The 17,745-nt window shown below is 63.3% G+C and carries 13 protein-coding genes; 9 read left to right on the top strand and 4 right to left on the bottom strand.

The features are described 5' to 3' along the window. The coding region (locus tag ACFMO7_RS20655; RefSeq protein ID WP_376797376.1) for a (2Fe-2S)-binding protein at positions 1–255 on the bottom strand (255 nt) is incomplete at its 3' end. A gap of 724 nt (positions 256–979) precedes the next feature. Between ACFMO7_RS20655 and ACFMO7_RS20650 the strand changes: the two genes are divergently transcribed. From ACFMO7_RS20650 to ACFMO7_RS20610, 9 genes are all read left to right on the top strand, one after another. Then, positions 980–2,377, top strand: a complete 1,398-nt coding sequence (locus ACFMO7_RS20650; protein ID WP_376797375.1) for a nicotinate phosphoribosyltransferase — start codon at positions 980–982, stop codon at positions 2,375–2,377. A 216-nt stretch (positions 2,378–2,593) separates the two neighbouring features. Then, complete coding sequence (locus ACFMO7_RS20645) at positions 2,594–3,478, top strand: hypothetical protein (RefSeq protein ID WP_376797374.1); 885 nt, start codon at positions 2,594–2,596, stop codon at positions 3,476–3,478. Between the two features lie 176 nt (positions 3,479–3,654). Beyond that, entirely contained in the window at positions 3,655–4,932 is a 1,278-nt protein-coding gene (locus ACFMO7_RS20640) for a hypothetical protein (protein WP_376797373.1), read from the top strand. Between the two features lie 196 nt (positions 4,933–5,128). Then, on the top strand, positions 5,129–6,694 hold the full coding sequence (locus ACFMO7_RS20635) for a MiaB/RimO family radical SAM methylthiotransferase (protein ID WP_376797372.1): 1,566 nt from the start codon (positions 5,129–5,131) through the stop codon (positions 6,692–6,694). Positions 6,695–6,757: 63 nt separating this feature from the next. Next, positions 6,758–7,573, top strand: coding sequence for a tetratricopeptide repeat protein (locus ACFMO7_RS20630; RefSeq protein ID WP_376797371.1), 816 nt, complete (start codon positions 6,758–6,760; stop codon positions 7,571–7,573). 435 nt (positions 7,574–8,008) lie between these two features. Continuing rightward, the gene (locus ACFMO7_RS20625) at positions 8,009–9,712 is read left to right on the top strand and encodes a PucR family transcriptional regulator (protein WP_376797370.1); all 1,704 of its coding nucleotides are present in this window, start codon (positions 8,009–8,011) and stop codon (positions 9,710–9,712) included. Positions 9,713–10,173: 461 nt separating this feature from the next. Next, positions 10,174–10,947, top strand: coding sequence for a metallophosphoesterase family protein (locus ACFMO7_RS20620; protein WP_376797369.1), 774 nt, complete (start codon positions 10,174–10,176; stop codon positions 10,945–10,947). A gap of 247 nt (positions 10,948–11,194) precedes the next feature. Beyond that, a complete protein-coding gene (locus ACFMO7_RS20615; protein WP_376797368.1) occupies positions 11,195–12,820 on the top strand; it encodes a serine/threonine-protein kinase in 1,626 nt (541 codons plus the stop codon). A 581-nt stretch (positions 12,821–13,401) separates the two neighbouring features. After that, positions 13,402–15,243, top strand: coding sequence for a serine/threonine-protein kinase (locus tag ACFMO7_RS20610; protein ID WP_376797367.1), 1,842 nt, complete (start codon positions 13,402–13,404; stop codon positions 15,241–15,243). Here ACFMO7_RS20610 and ACFMO7_RS20605 read toward each other — a convergent pair. From ACFMO7_RS20605 to ACFMO7_RS20595, 3 genes are all read right to left on the bottom strand, one after another. Then, complete coding sequence (locus ACFMO7_RS20605) at positions 15,191–16,336, bottom strand: L-threonylcarbamoyladenylate synthase (protein ID WP_376797366.1); 1,146 nt, start codon at positions 16,334–16,336, stop codon at positions 15,191–15,193. The genes ACFMO7_RS20610 and ACFMO7_RS20605 overlap by 53 nt on opposite strands. Before the next feature lie 203 nt (positions 16,337–16,539). Then, complete coding sequence (locus tag ACFMO7_RS20600) at positions 16,540–17,043, bottom strand: NUDIX hydrolase (protein ID WP_376797365.1); 504 nt, start codon at positions 17,041–17,043, stop codon at positions 16,540–16,542. A 21-nt stretch (positions 17,044–17,064) separates the two neighbouring features. Beyond that, entirely contained in the window at positions 17,065–17,268 is a 204-nt protein-coding gene (locus ACFMO7_RS20595; RefSeq protein WP_376797364.1) for a hypothetical protein, read from the bottom strand. Between the last annotated feature and the right edge of the window lie 477 nt (positions 17,269–17,745).

Raw genomic sequence — 17,745 nt, 5'->3', positions numbered from 1 at the left:
TCCCTCCGGCGCCAGGCCCTCGATGGTCGTCACCTCACAGCCGTCCGCCTGCACGGCCAGCACGGTGCAGGACTTGACCGCCTCGCCGTTGAGCAACACGGTGCAGGCCCCACACTGCGAGGTGTCGCAGCCGATGTGCGTGCCCGTCAGGTCCAGCACATCGCGCAAATAATGCACCAGCAACATGCGCGGTTCGACCTCTGAACGGTATTGCTGACCATTCACAGTCACCGTGATTTCGCGCTTCGTCGTCATTGGTGAAACCTCCATCTGGTCGGTTTGATCAGGCCCGCGAGTGAGCAGCTTGCTGCCCTCAGTTCAGTATACAGGGGCCTGGAACAGCATAGGACCGTTGGGAACAGCTCACGTTGAGCGCTTTGCTTGGGCACTCAGGCATTCATTGGACTGCAGTGAGGAGAGCGGATGGCCTGGGCGCTCTCTTGGGCCATCAGCCAGGCCGCAGGCACTCAGATGCCCCTCCTGCTTGCGCTTCTTGCTCTGGATGGCTCGCTACTACGGGGGAAGGATCAACGGATAAGACAGGACAGACCGGCTCAGCGGGTGGCCGCCCTCCTGCCCTCTTCATAGTGTGGCTTCTCCTTCCTTTCTCGTCTCGCTCCTGACACACGCCCAGAGAGAACGACCTGTTGAGTTGAGCATCGTGCGCGCCCAAGTCCCTGCCCGGCCCTGCCCCGCCCGGCACCCGTTGAGGCCGCAACCAGGCGACGGCTCCGCGCCAGACCAGGGGAGACAGCGGCGGCAACCCCTTCTGAAGGCGCGGGACGCACTGCAGGTAAGCGCGCCAGACCGGCAAGAACTCGTTTCAGCTAACAGATAGAGAGTAGCACACCAATGGGCTGAGTGTCAATCGCCGCCAGGCCCGTCAGGCCGATTCCTTGCCCCTCCCCCGCTCGCTTGTGGTACAATATCCCTGATTTTCTAATAGGGTACAAAGTACACTAAGTGAGGAGGGCAACCCATGCATCGCCGCGCCCCCAGTGTGCACCCGGGATTAATGACGGACATGTACCATCCAGATGCTGCTTATGTGAGCTGGCGCACCGGTCGCAACGGCCTGGCCACCTTTGACCTCTACACGCGCACCGCCCCCTTCGGCGGCGCCTATTTGCTTGTCGCTGGCCTGGAGGCCGCGCTCGAGTTCGTGCAATCCTTCCGCTATACCGAAGAAGAGCTAACCTTTCTGGCGCGCATCCGCGACTACGATGCTGCCTTTTTGGACGAGCTGGCGAACCTGCGCTTCACGGGCGAGATCCTGGCCATGCCGGAAGGCTCAATTGCCTTCCCCAATGAGCCGATTCTGCGCGTGACGGCCCCCTTCCGCGAGGCGCTGCTGCTGGAAGCCGGCATCATGCAGGCTATCAATCTGGCCACTTTGATCGCCACCAAAGCCTCGCGCATCGTCTACGCCGCCCAGCAGGGCCAGCCGCGTCGCGTAGCGGAGTTCGCCTTCCGCCGCGCGCAGGAGCCGATGACGGTGGCCCGCGCGGCCTACATCGGCGGCTGCGCCAGCACCTCCCTGCTCAACGCCGCCTACGAGTTCCGCCTGCCGGCCACCGGCACGGTCCCCCACGCCCTGATCGAGCTGTTCGACAGCGAGGAGGAGGCTTTTGAGGCCATCGCCCAGGCCTACAACCGCTATACCCTGCTGCTGGATACCTACGACCCGCGGCGCGCCATCCATACGGCCATCGAGGTAGCCCTGCGCGCCCAAGAGACCCTGGGCCATACTCTGGCTGCCGTGCGCATCGACAGCGGCGACCTGGTAGCCGACAGCCTCTATATCCGCGAGCAGCTCGATAAGGCGGGCCTTCAGCAGGTACGCATTCTGGCCAGCGGTGACCTGGACGAGTGGAAGATTCTGGAGCTGCTGCAGGCCGGGGCCGCCATCGATGCCTTCGGCGTCGGCACCGCGCTGGGCAGCGGCGCCGGCTCGGTGGAGCGTGGCATTGCCGGCGGCTCGCTGGGGGCGGTTTATAAAGAGGTCTGGTACGTCGACGAGAACGGCACCGAGTATCCCAAGGTGAAGCTGGCCAGCGAGAAGTCGACCTGGCCGGGCAAAAAGGAGATCTATCGCCATCCACAGTGGGAGGAGGACGTCGTACAGTTGGCCCATGAGCCGGCCCCGACGGGTTACCACCGCCTGCTGAAGCCGGTCATGCGCAACGGCGAGATGGTGCCCGGTAGCCTGCCACCGCTCTCAGAGATCCGCGAGCTGGCCCAGCAAAATCTGGCAGCCCTGCCCGAGAAGTATCGGGCGCTGACGGTTGAGGAGCCGTATCCGGTGCGCTTCAGCGAGGGCCTGCAGGTGCTGCGGCGTCAGGCCGCGCGCATGGTCGGGATGGAGCTGTCGGAGTAAGCAGCCTGAGATCTTCCGGCTGGCCGGCTCCCCCATGGCCTCTCCGTTTCGTCACTCGTTGGCCTCTCCTTCCCGCCTCTCCCGAACGGCTGCCGGCGGGAAGGACCTGCCTCGCGTCTGAGGGCGCCAGATCGAGCAGGACCGTTCTGCCTGGCGCTGCTGCTCTCTCTGCGCCGTGGAGTATAATTCTAAGGAATGAAGGAAAGGGGGGAGAGCATGGCCGAGAGTGCCATTGAGCCGCATGAGCGGGCCGCCGACCAGGGCGGGCACCCCGCTCAGCCAGAGCAGGCTGCCTGCACAGACGCAGGGCCGGGCGAGGCCGGTTCTGCAGCAGTTAAGACAGAGGAGTCAGCTACGCTAGAGATAGCGCCTCCGGGCGAAGCCCCGGAGAGAGTCGTGTGGACGCCGGGCTTTATCGTGGTCTTCGCCCTGACCCTTGGCCTGGGCCTTTCTGCCGAGTGCCTTTTGACCAACGGTTGGCTGGCCCATCTCTATGGCGGCAACTGGCCCCTGCTTGCGCATCTGGCAGCTCTGTTGCTGCTCTGGCTGGGATTGCTGGTGCGCGGACGAACGGCCTGGGTCCGTCTGGGTGCCATTTTCGGGTGCCTGTGGGCCTGCTTTGCAAGCCTCAATCTGCTTTTCAATCTGCGCGCCAGCGCCCAGCCTGCTGCGGTCGCTTATTTGAATGCCTCGGGCAATCTCTCCTTGTTGGGCATGTACCTCTGCTTCGCTACGGAGCGAGCCCGGTCTCCCCGCTGGGATACCTGGTTCTTCGCCCTGGCCCTGCTGGGAGGTAGCGGCGCCGTCCTGCTCGACTACTGGCTTACCTCCCCCGACCAGCGCTCCCTGGTGACGATCGCCGACGCCATCGCCGGCCTCGCTCTCTGGCTGGGACTGCTGATCTGGTGGTTGCGCCCCGCCTGCTGGCGCCTCCATCCAGGGCCAACGCTCCTCTTCGGCCTCTTTCCTACCATCATCCTTCTCCTCTCCATCCCCGGAATCACGAACAGCTTCAACAACCTGTTTTTTCTTCAGGTGGCCGATCTCTGCCTGCTCCTCGGAGGACTCCGGATTCTGCAGGCCCAGCGGGTGCTTTCCTGACTGAGAGAGAACATTCGCCAAACGGCACGACACTTTCAGCCTCCTGAGCCGTTTTGTAAGGACAGAAGGAAGAGGTAGCCGAAGAGAGCAAAGAAAAAAAAGCAGAGCATCGAGAGGCTCTTCTTGCTCCACGCCCACCCGGAGGGCGTCCACTTCGCAGGAGGTAATCGCGGACTATGTCCCTACAGCCCGAGTCACAGTCAGCAGACGATCTGTACGCCACGCTGGCTATCAGTGCAGAAGAGGCCAGATCGGGCACCAGCCGCACGCTGCTGCTGCCCGACGGTCGCCAACTCCCGATCACCCTGCCAGCAGGCATCCAATCGGGCCAGCGACTCAGCCTGGCCGGCCTGGGACGGCGCCGAGAAGATGGCACCTATGGCTCGCTCCAACTTACCATCAGCGTGCTGCCCGGTCCACCCGAGACGGGACCGGCCACCCCTTCGCCAGCGGAGGAAGCTCCAACGCAGCTCAGCAGCCAGGCAGCGCATCTGGCAGCCAGGCATATTTCCTCTCCCCCCTTCGCCACCGCCGCCCAGCCGGCTTCTCCGACATCTTCCCAGGAGCAGGGACCAGGGGGCCTGTCCGCATCGATGCCATCGCTTCCCCGAACCTGGGCGGCGCCCACCCAGCGCAGCGCTTCTCGCCCGAGAGGAGGCCCCTGGCTGATCGTATCGCTGGTCGCTCTTTTGCTGCTGGTCGGCAGCGGCTTGCTGCTGCTCGTGCTCCATCAACAGCAGCAAGCCAGCGAGCAGGCCGACGCTACCGCTACCAGCGCCGCTGCCAGCGCTTCCGTGGCCACCAGACAGGCCAACGAGCAGGCGAGCGCCGTGGCGCGGGCCACGGCTGCCGCTCAGGCCACAGCCTCGGTCCTGACTGCCTACCCCAACCCCTACCCACCGGGCGGCGGACAACTCGTCCTCTACACACCCCTGAGCGATTCGCCCAGCAGCATCGGCTGGGAAACAGGCCCGCACTGCAGCTTTCGCGGCGGGGCCTACCATGTCGTGAGCCAGGACCCGCGCTACTTCGAGAGCTGCAGCAACGGCATCAGCTACAGCGACTTCGCCCTGGAGGTTGAGATGACCATCGTCCAGGGAGACCAGGGCGGGCTGCTCTTCCGTGGGGCCGACATCGATCACGAGAAATACTATCTTTTCCAGGTCAGCACTGCCGGCCTCTATACCCTGTTCGCCTACACCGGTGGCAACGAGGCCCAGGAACTGACGCGGGGCCTGGCTCTGAGCTACCAGCGTGGCCTTGGAGAGACCAACCTCCTGGCGCTGGTGGCCCGCGGCTCCAGCCTGACGATCTACCTCAATCGCGAGCCGGTACTGCGCATCAACGACGGACGCTATCGGGCCGGACAGTTGGCCCTGCTGGCCGTGCCATTTGTGAGAGGTGGCCAGGTGACAGATGTGGCCTATCGCAATCTCAAAGTCTGGACTTTCTAAATCCCGAGTGGATGGTGTATAATACCCAGCCAGGAAAAAGAGACTGATCCACGCACGAAGGAAGCATGGCTACCAGCCAGCCAGCCAGCCGGCCAGCGCAGGGCGGGCAGGCACAGAACAGAGAAACGGAGCAGAGCACGAGCACAGAAGGAAGCATGGACCTGAAGCCTTGAGGCTCGGAGAGGGACGATCCATCATGACCACAACTGCCACTATTCCTAAGGGGAAGTACCATATCTGGACGGTCGGCTGCCAGATGAATCAGGCCGACTCGCAGCGCATTCAGAGCATGCTCGACGAACTGGGTTGGGAAGAGGCGAGCCTGGAGCAGGCCAATCTCGTGGTCCTCAACACCTGCAGCGTGCGCCAGGCCCCCGAGGAGAAGGCCCACAATCTGTTGGTGCGCCTCAAGCAGATGAAGGAGCGGCGCAGCGATCTGCTGATTGCTCTGATGGGCTGCATGATCGGCAATCAGAAGACCATCGACGAGCTGACCCGCCGCTATCCCCATATCGATCTGCTCTTCAAGGTGGAGCAGGCCGATATCCTGCCGCGCTTCCTTGAAGAGCGCTGGACGCCTATCTCCGGAGCGGGCTGCCTGGATATCGAGTATCAGGACGAGAGCGGTCAACTGCACCAGCTCCAGCCGCTGACGCGAGAGGCCGAGGCGGAGCCTGGCCGAAGCCTGCCGGCCCCGACGATCGCAACCTCTCTCAATCGCAGCGGGCAGCGCACGGTGCTGCCGATGGCCATCACGCCCCGCCCTGGCGAGCGCGTGGCCCACTACCCGACAAAGATCGAGGCCCGCTATGTGGCCCCCACGGCCTGGCTGCCGGTGATCCTAGGCTGCAATAAGGTCTGCACCTACTGCATCGTCCCCTATCGCCGGGGCCGCGAGCGCAGCCGCCCGCTGGAGGAGGTCTTTGCCGAAGCGCAGTCGCTGGTGGCCAAGGGCGCACGCGAGCTGACGCTGCTCGGCCAGACCATCGAGGCCTATGGTCTCGATCTGCCCGGTCAGCCAGACCTGGCCGATTTGATGGAGAAGCTAAGCGAGATCGAGGGCCTTAAGCGCATCCGCTTTATGACCTCCTACCCGCGTCATATGACGGATCGCATGATCCAACGCATGGCGGCCCTGCCCAAGGTCTGCGAGCATGTCAATATTCCTGTGCAGTCTGGGGATGACGCCGTGCTCCGACGGATGAAGCGCGGCTATACGATCGCCGAGTACCGTGAGCTGATCGCCAGGCTGCGCGCCTGGTGGCCCGGCGTCACGCTCTCGACGGACGTCATCGTCGGCTTCTGCGGCGAGACCGAGGAGGAGTTTCAGCATACGCTCGCCTTGTTGGAGGAGATCCGCTTCGATGTGGTCCATGTGGCCGCTTACTCGCCGCGCCCGGGCACGGTGGCGGCTCGCTGGCCCGACGACGTGCCGCTGGCCGAGAAGAAGCGCCGGCTGCATGCCGTCGAGGAAGTCCAGGCCCGCATCGCGCTGGAACTGAATCAGCAGTATGTGGGACGAGTGGAGGAGGTCCTGATCGAGGAGAGCAATACGCTGCATGGCCGCCGTCAGTGGAAGGGCCGCAACCGTGGCAACAAGCTGGTCTACTTCCCTCCCGCTGATGAGGAAGGACATCTGTCCTTCCACGATGGACGCGAGGCGAATGTCGACCTTGAGGCGCTGCGCCCCGGCGACCTGGTGCAGGTGCGCATCGAGCGCGCCACGGCCTGGTCCTTGCAGGGCTGCGCAGTTGCGGTATAATAGGCGGGCCAGGATCTGGCCCGCGGCTTTTCGCAGTTCGTTCGTAGATGGAGGTGGCTTCTGATGACGCAAGCGCTATCGGCGGAGGAGAAGGCCCGGCTGAAGAAGCAGTGGACGGAGCTGGCCATCCAGCAGGCGCTGACAAGCCAGTGGCAGGAGGCGGTGGTCACCAATCGCAATATCTTGAGCCTCTTCCCCAACGAGGCCGAGGCCTACAATCGCCTGGGCAAGGCTTACCGCGAGCTGGGTATGTACGCCGAAGCCCGCGAAGCCTACTCCCAGACGCTGAAGCTCAACCCTAATAATACGATCGCTCGCAAAAATTTAGAGCAACTCGCTCTTATCCAGGAAGATCAGGCCCAGGTCAACGCCGCTACTGTCGCCATCGATCCGGTGATCTTCAATGAGGAGCCTGGCAAGCGGACGACTACCGATCTGATCAATCTGGCCGACCCCCCGGTTCTGGCCCGCGTCAGCACCGGCGAGAAGGTCCAGCTTGAGCGCGATGGCCACGCGATCTATGTGCGCTCCGCCACGGGCGAGCGGATCGGCCAGATTGAGCCGCGGCTGGCGAACCGCTTGATTACCCTGATGGAGCACGGCAATCGCTACGAGGCGGCCATCTCCACGCTCGATAACAGCCACGTCCGCGTGGTGATCAGTGAGTCCTACCAGCATCCCAGCATGGTGGGCACGGTGAGCTTCCCGGCCCAGGCTGGTGGTGAACTCGTCAGGCCCTACACGAAGGATAGCATGCTGCGCTACGACCGCGACGAGGAGGACGAACTGCTCAGCGAGGACGAGTACTACGAGGGCGCCGAGGAAAGCGACGAGTTCGGCGACCTCGATTTCGAGTCCGGCAGCGATGTCGAGGAGTAGGAGAGCAGGCAGGCAGGCAAGCCGAAGAACAGCCAGATGGACCAACTGGCTGGCTTCCACCTCTCTCCTTTCCTGGGGCTTGCTCTCTCCTCCCCTCCCCGACAACGCTTCTCCCTGGGTCCGGCTTCTCCTTTCGCCAGATCAGGCCGGGCCGAGCCGGGCCTGGCCACGCCAGGTGGGGCCTGACAGGTGGCGCTGACCTCGGGCGCTTGCTCTCGATGAGAGGCTTCTCTTCTTGGAACTCACAAGACTATCCTATGCTGGAAAGAGGTTATACTCTCTATGAATAAGCGAAAACGAGTCGCCCTTCGCAAACACCGCATTAAGGAGAAGAAACGCCGAGAGAAGCGCAAGGCTCAGCGAGCCAGCGCGAGTACGGCTGCGAATACGGCGCGGCGGTAACGCCGCGCTTCCCTGTTGTATGGAGGCGCCGCGATGACTAGCCCGTCCCCCGCTTCAGCGGCGACGGTGCGCAATGTCCTCACATTGCTCGCTTCCCGTGACGCCCAATTGGTGGCCGGCGCCGAGGGACTGGAGCGCCGCGTGACCTGGGCCTTGCGGATGCGCGCCCGCCTGCCGGCTTTTGAGAGCATCCGGGGCGGCGAGCTGGCCCTGCTGAGCCTGGCCCAGCTGCGCCGCCTCGATGAGACGCTGCCACATCTGCTGCAGACGCTGCACCGAGAGGGGATCGCCGCCGTGGCGGTCGCCGCCCCCACGATCGAGTCCCTCGGGCCGGAGGCGGAGGCCGTGGCCAACCGTCTACATTTGCCGCTGATCTACCTGCCGGCCTCGGCTCCGCTGGAGGAGATCGTGCGCGAGGTGATCACCTTTGTGGCCAGCTTCCGCAGCGAGATCGAGCGCCGCGCCACCGAGGTGGCTCACCAGTTGATGCAGCTCAGCGTCCAGGGCGTCGGGGTCCAGGGCCTCTGCGAGCACCTGGCCCGGGTAACTGGCAAGTGGGTCGTGGTCCAGGATGCGGACTACTCCCCCCGCTGGCAGGTGGCTCCCCCCGGCGTCCAGCCAGAAGGGATGTTACCCGCGAGCCTGCCTTCCTTGCAGGATGAGGAAGCCCTCCGCCAGGAGGGTCTGGCTCGCGTGGTCGTTCCGATCCTGATCCGCCACGAGATCGTCGGCTATCTTTCCCTGATCGGCAGAGAGCAGACTTTCGATTATCAGGAACGCCTGCTGCTCGGCCAGGTCTCGCCTATCCTGGCCCTGGAATTTGTGCGCGAGCGCGAGCGCAGCGAGGTGGAGAGCCGCTATCAGTTGGAGGCTTTCCTCGACGTGGTCCAGGGCAACTACCAGCAGCCGGAGGAGATGCAGGCTCGCGCCCGCCTGCTGGGCCACGATCTGACTCCTCCCCAGGTGGTGGCGGTCTTCGAGCTGTCTCCTCAGCATCCCGCCCCTCTGCTCGGCAGCCTCACCGCAGGCTGGAGCCGCCGCGTGCGCGAGGAGCTGCTACGCTCCTGGCCCACCGCCTGGGTGGTCACCGAGCAGCAGCGCGTGACGGCTCTGCTCCCCCTCGGCGATCTGCGCCCCGCTAGCAGCGATCTCCGCTCCGATCATGAGCTGGAGCAGGCGCTTTTCTCGCGCCTGGAACGAGTCCATAGCCGCGTTCTGCAAAGTACCAATTTCCTCAAAGGAGAGAGCGCGCCGCCCGGCAGCTCTCGCCCGGCCACGCGCCAGGAAAGCAATCCTCTCTATTCGGTGGGCGTCGGACGCATCGCCCACCAGATCCAGGGCATCGGCCAGTCGATGCGCGAGGCTCAGCAGGCGCTGGAGATCGGACGCCGCCTCTTCGGCGAGGGCCGCCTGCATTCGTTCGCCCGCCTGGGGATCTATCGTCTCCTCTTCCACCTCTACGGCCACGAGGAGCTGATCGCCTTCTACCGCGAGACGCTCGGCCCGCTCCTGGAACATGATAGCCGCGGCGGCGAGCTGATCGAGACGCTGGAATGCTTCTTCCGCTGCAACGGCAATCTGAGCGAGGCGGCTCGCGCTATGCATATGCATCGCAATTCCCTGCTCTATCGCCTGGAACGCATTGAGGAATTGCTTGGCCAGTCCCTTGAAGATTCAGAGCTGCGGCTCTCTCTGCAGATCGCACTCAAAATTCGCTATATGCTCCAGGAACGATAAAAGATTTCCTCTATCTGTCTTATCAACTCTGTTCTCCTTGCGCGCTTTCTGGATCCGTTCCCCGTCAGGAGCTTCCCTAGATCTCCGCAGGAATCTCAGCCATAGCCCGATTGTCTGGAGTAGCTACCAGACAGCTTACGATGTGCTATCCTCTACAGAGATGTACCATCGTGATACGACCGAGGCGAGAGACAGCAGAACCATCGCGTCGTTCTATTCACAGGATGCTCCCAGAGGGCTGGACGCGCTGACTGTCCGGTGGTGAGGAGAGCAAGAGGGACCAACCAGCCCAGGGCGATCTTCCTCTCCATAGCGATCGCTGCTGAGTCGACACCGGCATGCTGACTGAGGTTCCCTCAGATCAGATCAGGCTGGTTCTGCTTGCAGGTAATTGATGCGTTTCTCTAGAAAGCGTCTTGGGTCGAAGGTAACTGAGCTACAGCGAAGAGAGGACTTGTGATATGCGCGTTGCGATTTTGTCGGATATTCACGGTAATCCAATCGCGTTGGATGCCGTGCTGGCCGATTGCCAGAGGCAGGGACCGATCGATGAGTACTGGATTCTGGGCGACCTGGCCGCGATTGGCTATGACCCCGTGGCCGTGTTGGAACGAGTCACGAAGCTGCCCCGCGTGCGTTTCACGCGCGGCAATACGGACCGCTATGTGGTGAGCGACGAGCTGCCCATCTCGATCGAGCAGATTCGCGCTCAGGGCCGCCTTGAGCTGCTGCCCAAGCTGCTGAGTACGGTGAAGAGCTTCGCCTGGACAAAAGGCTATCTGACAGCCACTGGCTGGCTGGATTGGCTGGGCCGTCTTCCTTTGGAACAGCGACTGACGCTGCCCGATGGCACACGTCTGCTCGGCGTCCATGCGGCCCCCGGTACCGACGATGGCCCAGGTATCCATCCCCGCTTGAGCGATGCCGAGCTGGAAGCCCTGGTCAGGGACTGCAACGCCGACCTGATCTGCGTCGGCCATACCCACATTCCGCTGGATCGGACGATCGCCGGGGTGCGGGTGGTGAACCTGGGAAGCGTGAGTAACCCGGTGACTCCGGAATTGATGGCCAGCTACGCGATTGTAAAGGCTAATAATAGCGGTTACCAGCTTCAGCTACGGCGCGTTCCTTATGATCGAGAGGCAGTCATAGAAGCCATCCGGCGAGCGCGCCACCCGGCGAGTGACTATCTGTTGGGGTTTATGCGCGGGGAATTCGTGGCCAGGCAGGGCTAAGGCCAGGCTCGTCCCGCCTCCGCCCGCCTCCGCCCGCTCGCTGCCCCCTTCAGGAGGGAGGAGGCTTGCCCCACTGCCTGGTGGAGAACCTTTTCTGGGCCGAGTGGCTATTGGGGCTGGCTTTGTGGGCAGACCAGGGGGCGGGAGGGAGAAAGGAAGGGAGAGGCCCGCCATCCCCGCTTTGGAGTAGCGGGACAAGACAGCAGGGCTTGTCTAGAGGCTGATCACGCTTGTAGGGATAGGAGCTATGACCGATTACAGCGGCCAGCAGTTCGGCCACTATCGCTTAGAGCGCCTGCTCGGGGCGGGAAGCTTCGCCCAGGTCTATCTGGCAACCCATATTCACTTGCAGACCCAGGTGGCAGTGAAGGTGCTCCATACCTCGCTCGGTCCGGAGGCGATCGAGCAGTTCCGCCATGAGGCCCGTACGATCGCCGCTCTGGTGCATCCCCACATTGTGCGAGTCTTCGATTTCGGGCTGTATGAGGAGCGGCTGCCGTATCTGGTAATGGACTATCTGCCCGGCGGCTCGCTGCGTCAGCGCTTTCCACGCGGCAGCCGCCTCCCCTTGAGGCAGGCCCTCGACTATGTGCGTCAGGCGGCGGAGGCTCTCCATCACGCGCACGAGCGGCGCATCGTTCATCGCGATGTGAAACCGGAGAATATGTTGCTCGGCGACGATGGCCTGCTGCGGCTGGCTGATTTCGGCATTGCCACGATTTTGGAGACAACCGGTACGCTGAGCCAGGCGGCAGGGAGGGCGGCTGGCGGCCAGGAGTTGGCGGGGACGGTGCTCTACATGGCACCCGAGCAGATTCAGGCCCACCCTCGCCCGGAGAGCGATCAGTACGCACTGGCGGTGGTGCTCTACGAGTGGCTGGCTGGGGCGCCGCCTTTTGTGGGCAGCTTTGCTGAGGTGGCGGCGCGTCATTGCACGGTGGCGCCTCCACCGCTGCGGGCGCGGGCGCCGGAGGTGCCTGTGGCGGTGGAGCAGGTTCTTCTGCAGGCTCTGGCCAAGGATTGGCGGGCGCGCTTCCCTTCGGTGCGGGCCTTTGCCCTGGCCCTGGAGGAGGCGGCGGCGGGATATGAGATCACCGCTATCTCGCCAGCCGCCGCTCCGCTTCGCCTGGCGGTGGGTGAGAGCAAGAGCTTCTCCGGGGGTAGCCCGACCCTGCCAGCGGAGCAGGTCCCGGCTTTCTCGTACTATGCAGAAACGGGGGCGCCTCCCCCCCGCTTACCTCCCCCGCCGATGGCTCTGAATTATCTGCCGGTACTTCAAGGTGCCTGGTCGGCTCGCCAGGCCCTCTGGCTGGCCCTCTATGCGGCGGCCCTGATTGCCCCCTTCCTCCCCTTGCTTCTGTTGCCAGCCCCCTGGCAGACGCTGGGCCTGCCGCTCTGGCTCTATACAGCTCTGGGGGGAACACTGATCGGTAGTGGAACCCTGCTGGCGGGGGCCTTGTGGGGAAGCTGGCGCGGGGCGTTGGTGAATGGTCTCTACGCCCTCTTCCTGGCAGCGATCAGTCTGGCAGGGCGCTGGTTGCCATTTTCGCCATTCTTGCTGGTGCCCCCTGTGGCGGCCCTGGTGACTGGCTGGCTCTATGAGCACCGGACGCTGCGCGGCTTCGGACGCTCGCTTGCTGCCTTGCTGCCGGGCGCCTTGCTGCTGGTCCTGGGACCATTGCTGGGCAACCTCACGGGGAAAACGAGTATGGCAGAGGTGACGCTGGCGCTGCTGGTGACGCTGGCCTCGCTGGTACCGGGTCTGCGTGCGGCCCTCTTCTGGAGCGTGCTCTCTTCTCTGCTGACGATCCTGCTGGTCGGGGCGGCCATTGAGTTGGTCCTGCAGCGCTGGCTAGAGCGCCGACAGGGCTGAGCACCGGGACAGACGGCAGGCAGCTCGGGAGCAGAGAAAGGGGTCGCTCGCTCTGGCTCCTGAGCGGTTGCTGCCTCCGATGCCGAAAAAGCCACGGTGGCAGCCCCCCTTTCCCACATCCCGGTTCCGCCTCTCTCCACAGGTCGCCCCTCTGGAGACTCAGAAATAGAGGGAGGCCATTTCCGCCAACGCTTCTTCTCACTCAGCCAGGGAACAGTATGGGTCGCAGGCTCTCTCCAGTTCCTGCAGACTGACATCCAGGAGCCTCCTTCGCCAGGCCATCGCCCAGACACCGGCCGCCAGGCCCTCAAAGCCAGTTGTCTTCTGCTCCAGGGAGCAGAACCTCAAGCTATCACGAGATTGAGCAATCCACTATGGAAACCGTCAATGAATAGCTTTTCTTTCGAGTGTTCTTAACTTTTGCAGAGCAAAGGGATGTATAGGATTACTCTGAGATTGGCTTTGGATACTAATCAGTGGTATTTTACTGACAAACAAGCGGCTTGACAGTAAAGATGAAGAATTGTTACACTATCTGGCGGCAGAACGAATAAAGAGTCCCGAAGGAAGGGAAGCCGACAATGAAAGACCATAGCGGGCGGCAGTTCGGGCACTATCGCCTTGAGCGTCTGCTTAGTGAAGGGAGCTTTGCCCAGGTCTACCTGGCAACCCATCTCCATCTGGGTACCAGGGTGGCGGTCAAGGTGCTGCACCAGATTGCCGACCAGGGTGCCGTTGAGCAGTTCCGGCAGGAAGCGCGCATCATTGCCTCGCTGGTCCACCCTCATATTGTGCGTGTTCTCGACTTCGGTCTGCATGAGGATCATCTGCCCTACCTTGTCATGGACTATCTGCCTGGCGGTTCCTTGCGCCAGCGCTACCCACGCGGCAGCCGGCTGCCACTGTCCCTGGCCCTTAATTACGCTCACCAGGTGGCCGAGGCTCTCCAGTATGCTCACGAGCAACGCCTTGTCCATCGGGACGTCAAGCCCGAGAACATGCTTCTGCAAACCGAGAACACAGTGCTGCTGGCCGATTTCGGAGTCGCCACCATTGCAGCCAGCACCCAGTTGCAGACCGCCCAGGACATGGCTGGTACCATCACCTATATGGCCCCAGAACAGATTCAGGGCTACCCGCGCCCAGAGAGCGACCAGTATGGCCTGGCCTGTGTGCTCTATGAGTGGCTGTGTGGAACGCCGCCATTCACCGGTAATTTCACCGAGATCGCTGCTCAGCACTGTACGGCCTCCCCCGCTCCTCTCAGGCGTTGGGTTCCCAACCTTCCGTCCGAGGTGGAAGAGATCTTACAGCGCGCCCTGGCCAAGGACTGGCGCGCCCGCTTTGAGAGCGTGATAGCCTTTACCTCGGCACTGCTGGAGTCCACGACCGAGACGATGAGAGCCTCTCCTTACGGCGAATCAGGACAGCTCTTCTCGCCCTGGCCCCAGCCGTCAGCGGGTATGGCCTTCTCGGCCCTCGCCGCGTCTCCGCTGCTTCCTGCCCCTGGAGCGACCAATGATCCTGCGACGTCCCCTGATCCAGGCAATTCCCCCTCTGCGCAGACCTCAAGCTCTCTCAACCTGGGGGAGATCGCCAGGCGAGAAAAGCTTGCTCGGAGGGTTCAAGGCCCTCAGACCCGAGGCAGACAAGGCCCGTCTCGCCAGGCGTCTAAGGCCCGTCAGCAGGCTTACCCGTCTACTTCCGATTTCAGGAGCGACCGCCTCTCAGTCGGGCCTTCCAATTTCCCACTCAACTACCTGCCACTGATGAACGGCAAGCTTACCCAAGGCCAGGCCATCGCCCTGCTGCTCTACACCCTCCTGTTGATTGTTTCTATGCTCCCGTTGTTCCTGCTGTCGTATCTGCAGCCATCTCCAGGAACCACCCAGCCTGGGCCGGCCTGGGCCAGGTACTGGTCGCTGGCCTTACTGGTGCTCCTACCGGCGGCCCTCACCCTGGCAGGGAAAATCTTCGGTGGCTGGCGCGGCCTCCTCGTCGGCAGCCTATTCATCGCGGTCCTCTGGTGCCTTAACGTCCCTTTGGAGGGGCGGGGCCTTTTCCCCACTACCTGGCCGAGCGCTATCGCTCTGGCCGGCTGGCCTCTGGGCGCTGCCGTCACCGGCTGGCTGGTTCGTAATGATCTTTCCCGCTCCTTCGGTCGAGCCTTCAATACTCATCTGCGCGGCCTGCTGATCATGGTGGTCACTTTCACAGTTGGGTTTGTTCTCGCTCAGACCTCAACCAAGGCACCGCTGTCGTCCCGGCTGCTATTAGAAGAAGTTATCAGCCTGTATTGCTGTATCTTCCCGATCATGGTGGCGATTAGCGCCACCATCGCCAGCGTGGTAGAGGCCTTCATCCAGATAGTCAGGGAGCATCAATGGAAGCACTCTCGCCACTCTCTGCTTCGGCAAGAATGACGCGCCCACCGGCGGCACGCCGCAGGCGGTCCTGTACCGCCAGCCCCAGGCCCACAGGCTTGAAACTGCGACAGAGGATCACATCAACCCCAGCCTCCTCCAAAGCCCGCAGCGTGGCAAAGAGGGCCGCCGCGACCCTGGCAGGTTCCTCCAGTGAAGCCGGCGCCCGTACCAGGGCCCCGCGCTCCTGGCAGGGACGCAGGACCTCCAGATCCTCGCTGGCTGCCAGAATACCCACACGCTTCCCCTCCTCCAGGCGCTTCAGGGCTTCGGCCTTGAGGGCTGCTCGCTGAGCGGCATCCTCGCCATCGAAGAGGAGCAGAGGAACCGTCGGCGAATAGTGGATCAGGAGCTGGCCCGGGGAGCGCTGGGCCTGCCCTTCTTGGCCGCCAGGCTCGTCACCTGCCCCGATTCGCGGGGGCGACGGCGGCTCAATCTCAGGCAATACCTGGCGCAGCGCCTCCAGACTCGTCCCTCCAGGCCGCAGGATCCGTGGCACGGGCGCGCACAAATCGACGACCGTCGACTCAACGCCAACCGGGGTCGGCCCGCCATCGAGAATCAGTGGCACGCGCCCGTTCAGGTCCGCCAGGGCATGCTGCGCCGTGGTCGGACTGACATGCTTGAAGCGGTTGGCACTGGGTGCCGCAATGGGCCTGCCAGCGGCCCGAATCAGCGCCTGCGCTACTGGATGGCTCGGCAGACGCACCGCCACCGTTTCCAGGCCCGCCGTCACCAGCCGCGGCACGCGCTCGCCACGCGGCAGAATGAGAGTCAACGGCCCCGGCCAGAACGCCTCGGCCAGCCGCCACGCCCGCTCTGGCACGGCGGCAGCCACCTGTTCGAGTTCTTCTTTCTGTGCTATATGAACGATGAGAGGGTCAGTGAAGGGGCGCCCCTTAGCCGTAAAGATCCGGCGGGCCGCTTCCTCCTGCAGAGCATTGCCGCCCAGACCATAGACGGTCTCAGTCGGAAAGACGACCAGCTCGCCCGCGCGCAGCAGCGCCGCCGCTCGCTCAATTACATCCGCCGCGGGCTGCTGCGGATCAACGGAGACCACTTCGGTATGAACTGCCTTCATCTCGTCTGCCATAACTACCTGAGCAACTGGTTTCTTTCTTCCTTCCTTCTCGCCTGATAGGAACTGGCATCTGCTCTCTCTGAATATCCAGCAGGCCGGCTATCAGGTCTGGAGCCAGGTGCCCGCCACCGGTGAGAGCACCAGCATCGGGGTGATGAACCTTATGGCCTGGCCAGGCCACGAGCCGAGCAACCGCCCTGGACAGGTCAGCGCCTTCACCCGGGCCGTCGCTCTCTTGCTTGCTCGCCTGTACCTATCGCTTGGCCAGCAAGAAAGCGTTCGTAGTCCGCGAAGATCGCCCGCGTCTCCTCGCCCAGGCGGCGCAGGGCCTCCTCGCGTTCCAGCCAGAGTGGCTCACCTTCTATGCTCGGACGCAACCGTCCGCCGGTGACCTCGCCGCAAACCACCGTCGTCAGAGAACTCATCTGAGTCGGGGAAGCGCTCACTAACCAGTAGCAGCCAATGATGCTCTGCGCCCGGATATGCAAGCCGGTCTCTTCCTCACATTCACGCACTGCCGCCTCTAAAGGCGTCTCGCGCCAGCGGATAAAGCCACCAGGGAAACTCCATGTGCCGCGCGCTGTACGCACGACGAGGAATCGCCCCTCGCTCTCGACGACCACATTGACCGCCCCAAGCGGCGGCAGATTGCCCATAAGCAGGAGATTGAGCAGGTTGAAACAGATGCTCGCGATGGCCTTAAGCAGGCTATAGACCACAGATTGCCTCTCCTCACCAAATCATGCGGCACCGGAAGCCTCGGCGTTCACCGCCGCCACGTTCTTCAGCGGACCCCTCAGTTGCTCCAGGATCTTCGACAGCGTCACCGAGCGAACCCGATCCAGCTTCTGCCGTGACTGCTGGAGGGCCTGCAGCCACTCGCCGGGTGCAGGCAATACCAGGTCCGACACCCGGTCGGTCCCGCTTGAGATCGCGGCACCCAATGCTCAACCTCCACACCGGCTCGCCTGCGACCCCGCTACAGGAGGCGCACTGATGGCCAACCCTCTGAAGCAGGTACCTCCTGACCTCGTAGCCAGAGAAAGTCCCATGCCGGTGCTCGCTCTCGCAATCTCTGGACGCTCCAGTCTTTTGTGTGGCGAACTGCACCAGTTCTGCCGAAATTGCTCCAACCGGCATCTTGATCTTCCGCCCGGTATGGACCACCTGGTCCGCCTGCGCCCGCAGAGAAGGCGGCAATTAAGCCTCGCGCCCGGTACCTGTTCTCTTTGAGATGACCTGACCTGCGCATGCCCGGCAGGACCGGCTTCCAGGCCTGGCGCTCTTCCCGCAACCGGCCTATCTCTCAGGGTGGCGGTTCAGGAACCCCGGCGCCTGAGAACGGATCTTGCGGCTATGACGGAACCACCGGAGAAGCTCCCTGGGGTGCCACAGCCTTCGGGGCGTAGCACTTTCGTCGC

This window comes from Thermogemmatispora sp. (genome assembly GCF_042408735.1).
In the GTDB taxonomy this organism is placed as follows: domain Bacteria; phylum Chloroflexota; class Ktedonobacteria; order Ktedonobacterales; family Ktedonobacteraceae; genus Thermogemmatispora.
Note: the sequence above shows the minus strand (reverse complement) of the source record. Positions and strands in the feature narration are given on the sequence as shown.

What these genes read in the sequence shown, in the direction of transcription:
- ACFMO7_RS20645 (WP_376797374.1), top strand. Translation starts at nt 2,594, where the DNA reads ATGGCCGAGAGTGCCATTGAGCCGCATGAGCGGGCCGCCGACCAGGGC.
- ACFMO7_RS20650 (WP_376797375.1), top strand. Translation starts at nt 980, where the DNA reads ATGCATCGCCGCGCCCCCAGTGTGCACCCGGGATTAATGACGGACATG.
- ACFMO7_RS20610 (WP_376797367.1), top strand. Translation starts at nt 13,402, where the DNA reads ATGAAAGACCATAGCGGGCGGCAGTTCGGGCACTATCGCCTTGAGCGT.
- ACFMO7_RS20640 (WP_376797373.1), top strand. Translation starts at nt 3,655, where the DNA reads ATGTCCCTACAGCCCGAGTCACAGTCAGCAGACGATCTGTACGCCACG.
- ACFMO7_RS20605 (WP_376797366.1), bottom strand. Translation starts at nt 16,336, where the DNA reads ATGGCAGACGAGATGAAGGCAGTTCATACCGAAGTGGTCTCCGTTGAT.
- ACFMO7_RS20635 (WP_376797372.1), top strand. Translation starts at nt 5,129, where the DNA reads ATGACCACAACTGCCACTATTCCTAAGGGGAAGTACCATATCTGGACG.
- ACFMO7_RS20615 (WP_376797368.1), top strand. Translation starts at nt 11,195, where the DNA reads ATGACCGATTACAGCGGCCAGCAGTTCGGCCACTATCGCTTAGAGCGC.
- ACFMO7_RS20625 (WP_376797370.1), top strand. Translation starts at nt 8,009, where the DNA reads ATGACTAGCCCGTCCCCCGCTTCAGCGGCGACGGTGCGCAATGTCCTC.
- ACFMO7_RS20630 (WP_376797371.1), top strand. Translation starts at nt 6,758, where the DNA reads ATGACGCAAGCGCTATCGGCGGAGGAGAAGGCCCGGCTGAAGAAGCAG.
- ACFMO7_RS20620 (WP_376797369.1), top strand. Translation starts at nt 10,174, where the DNA reads ATGCGCGTTGCGATTTTGTCGGATATTCACGGTAATCCAATCGCGTTG.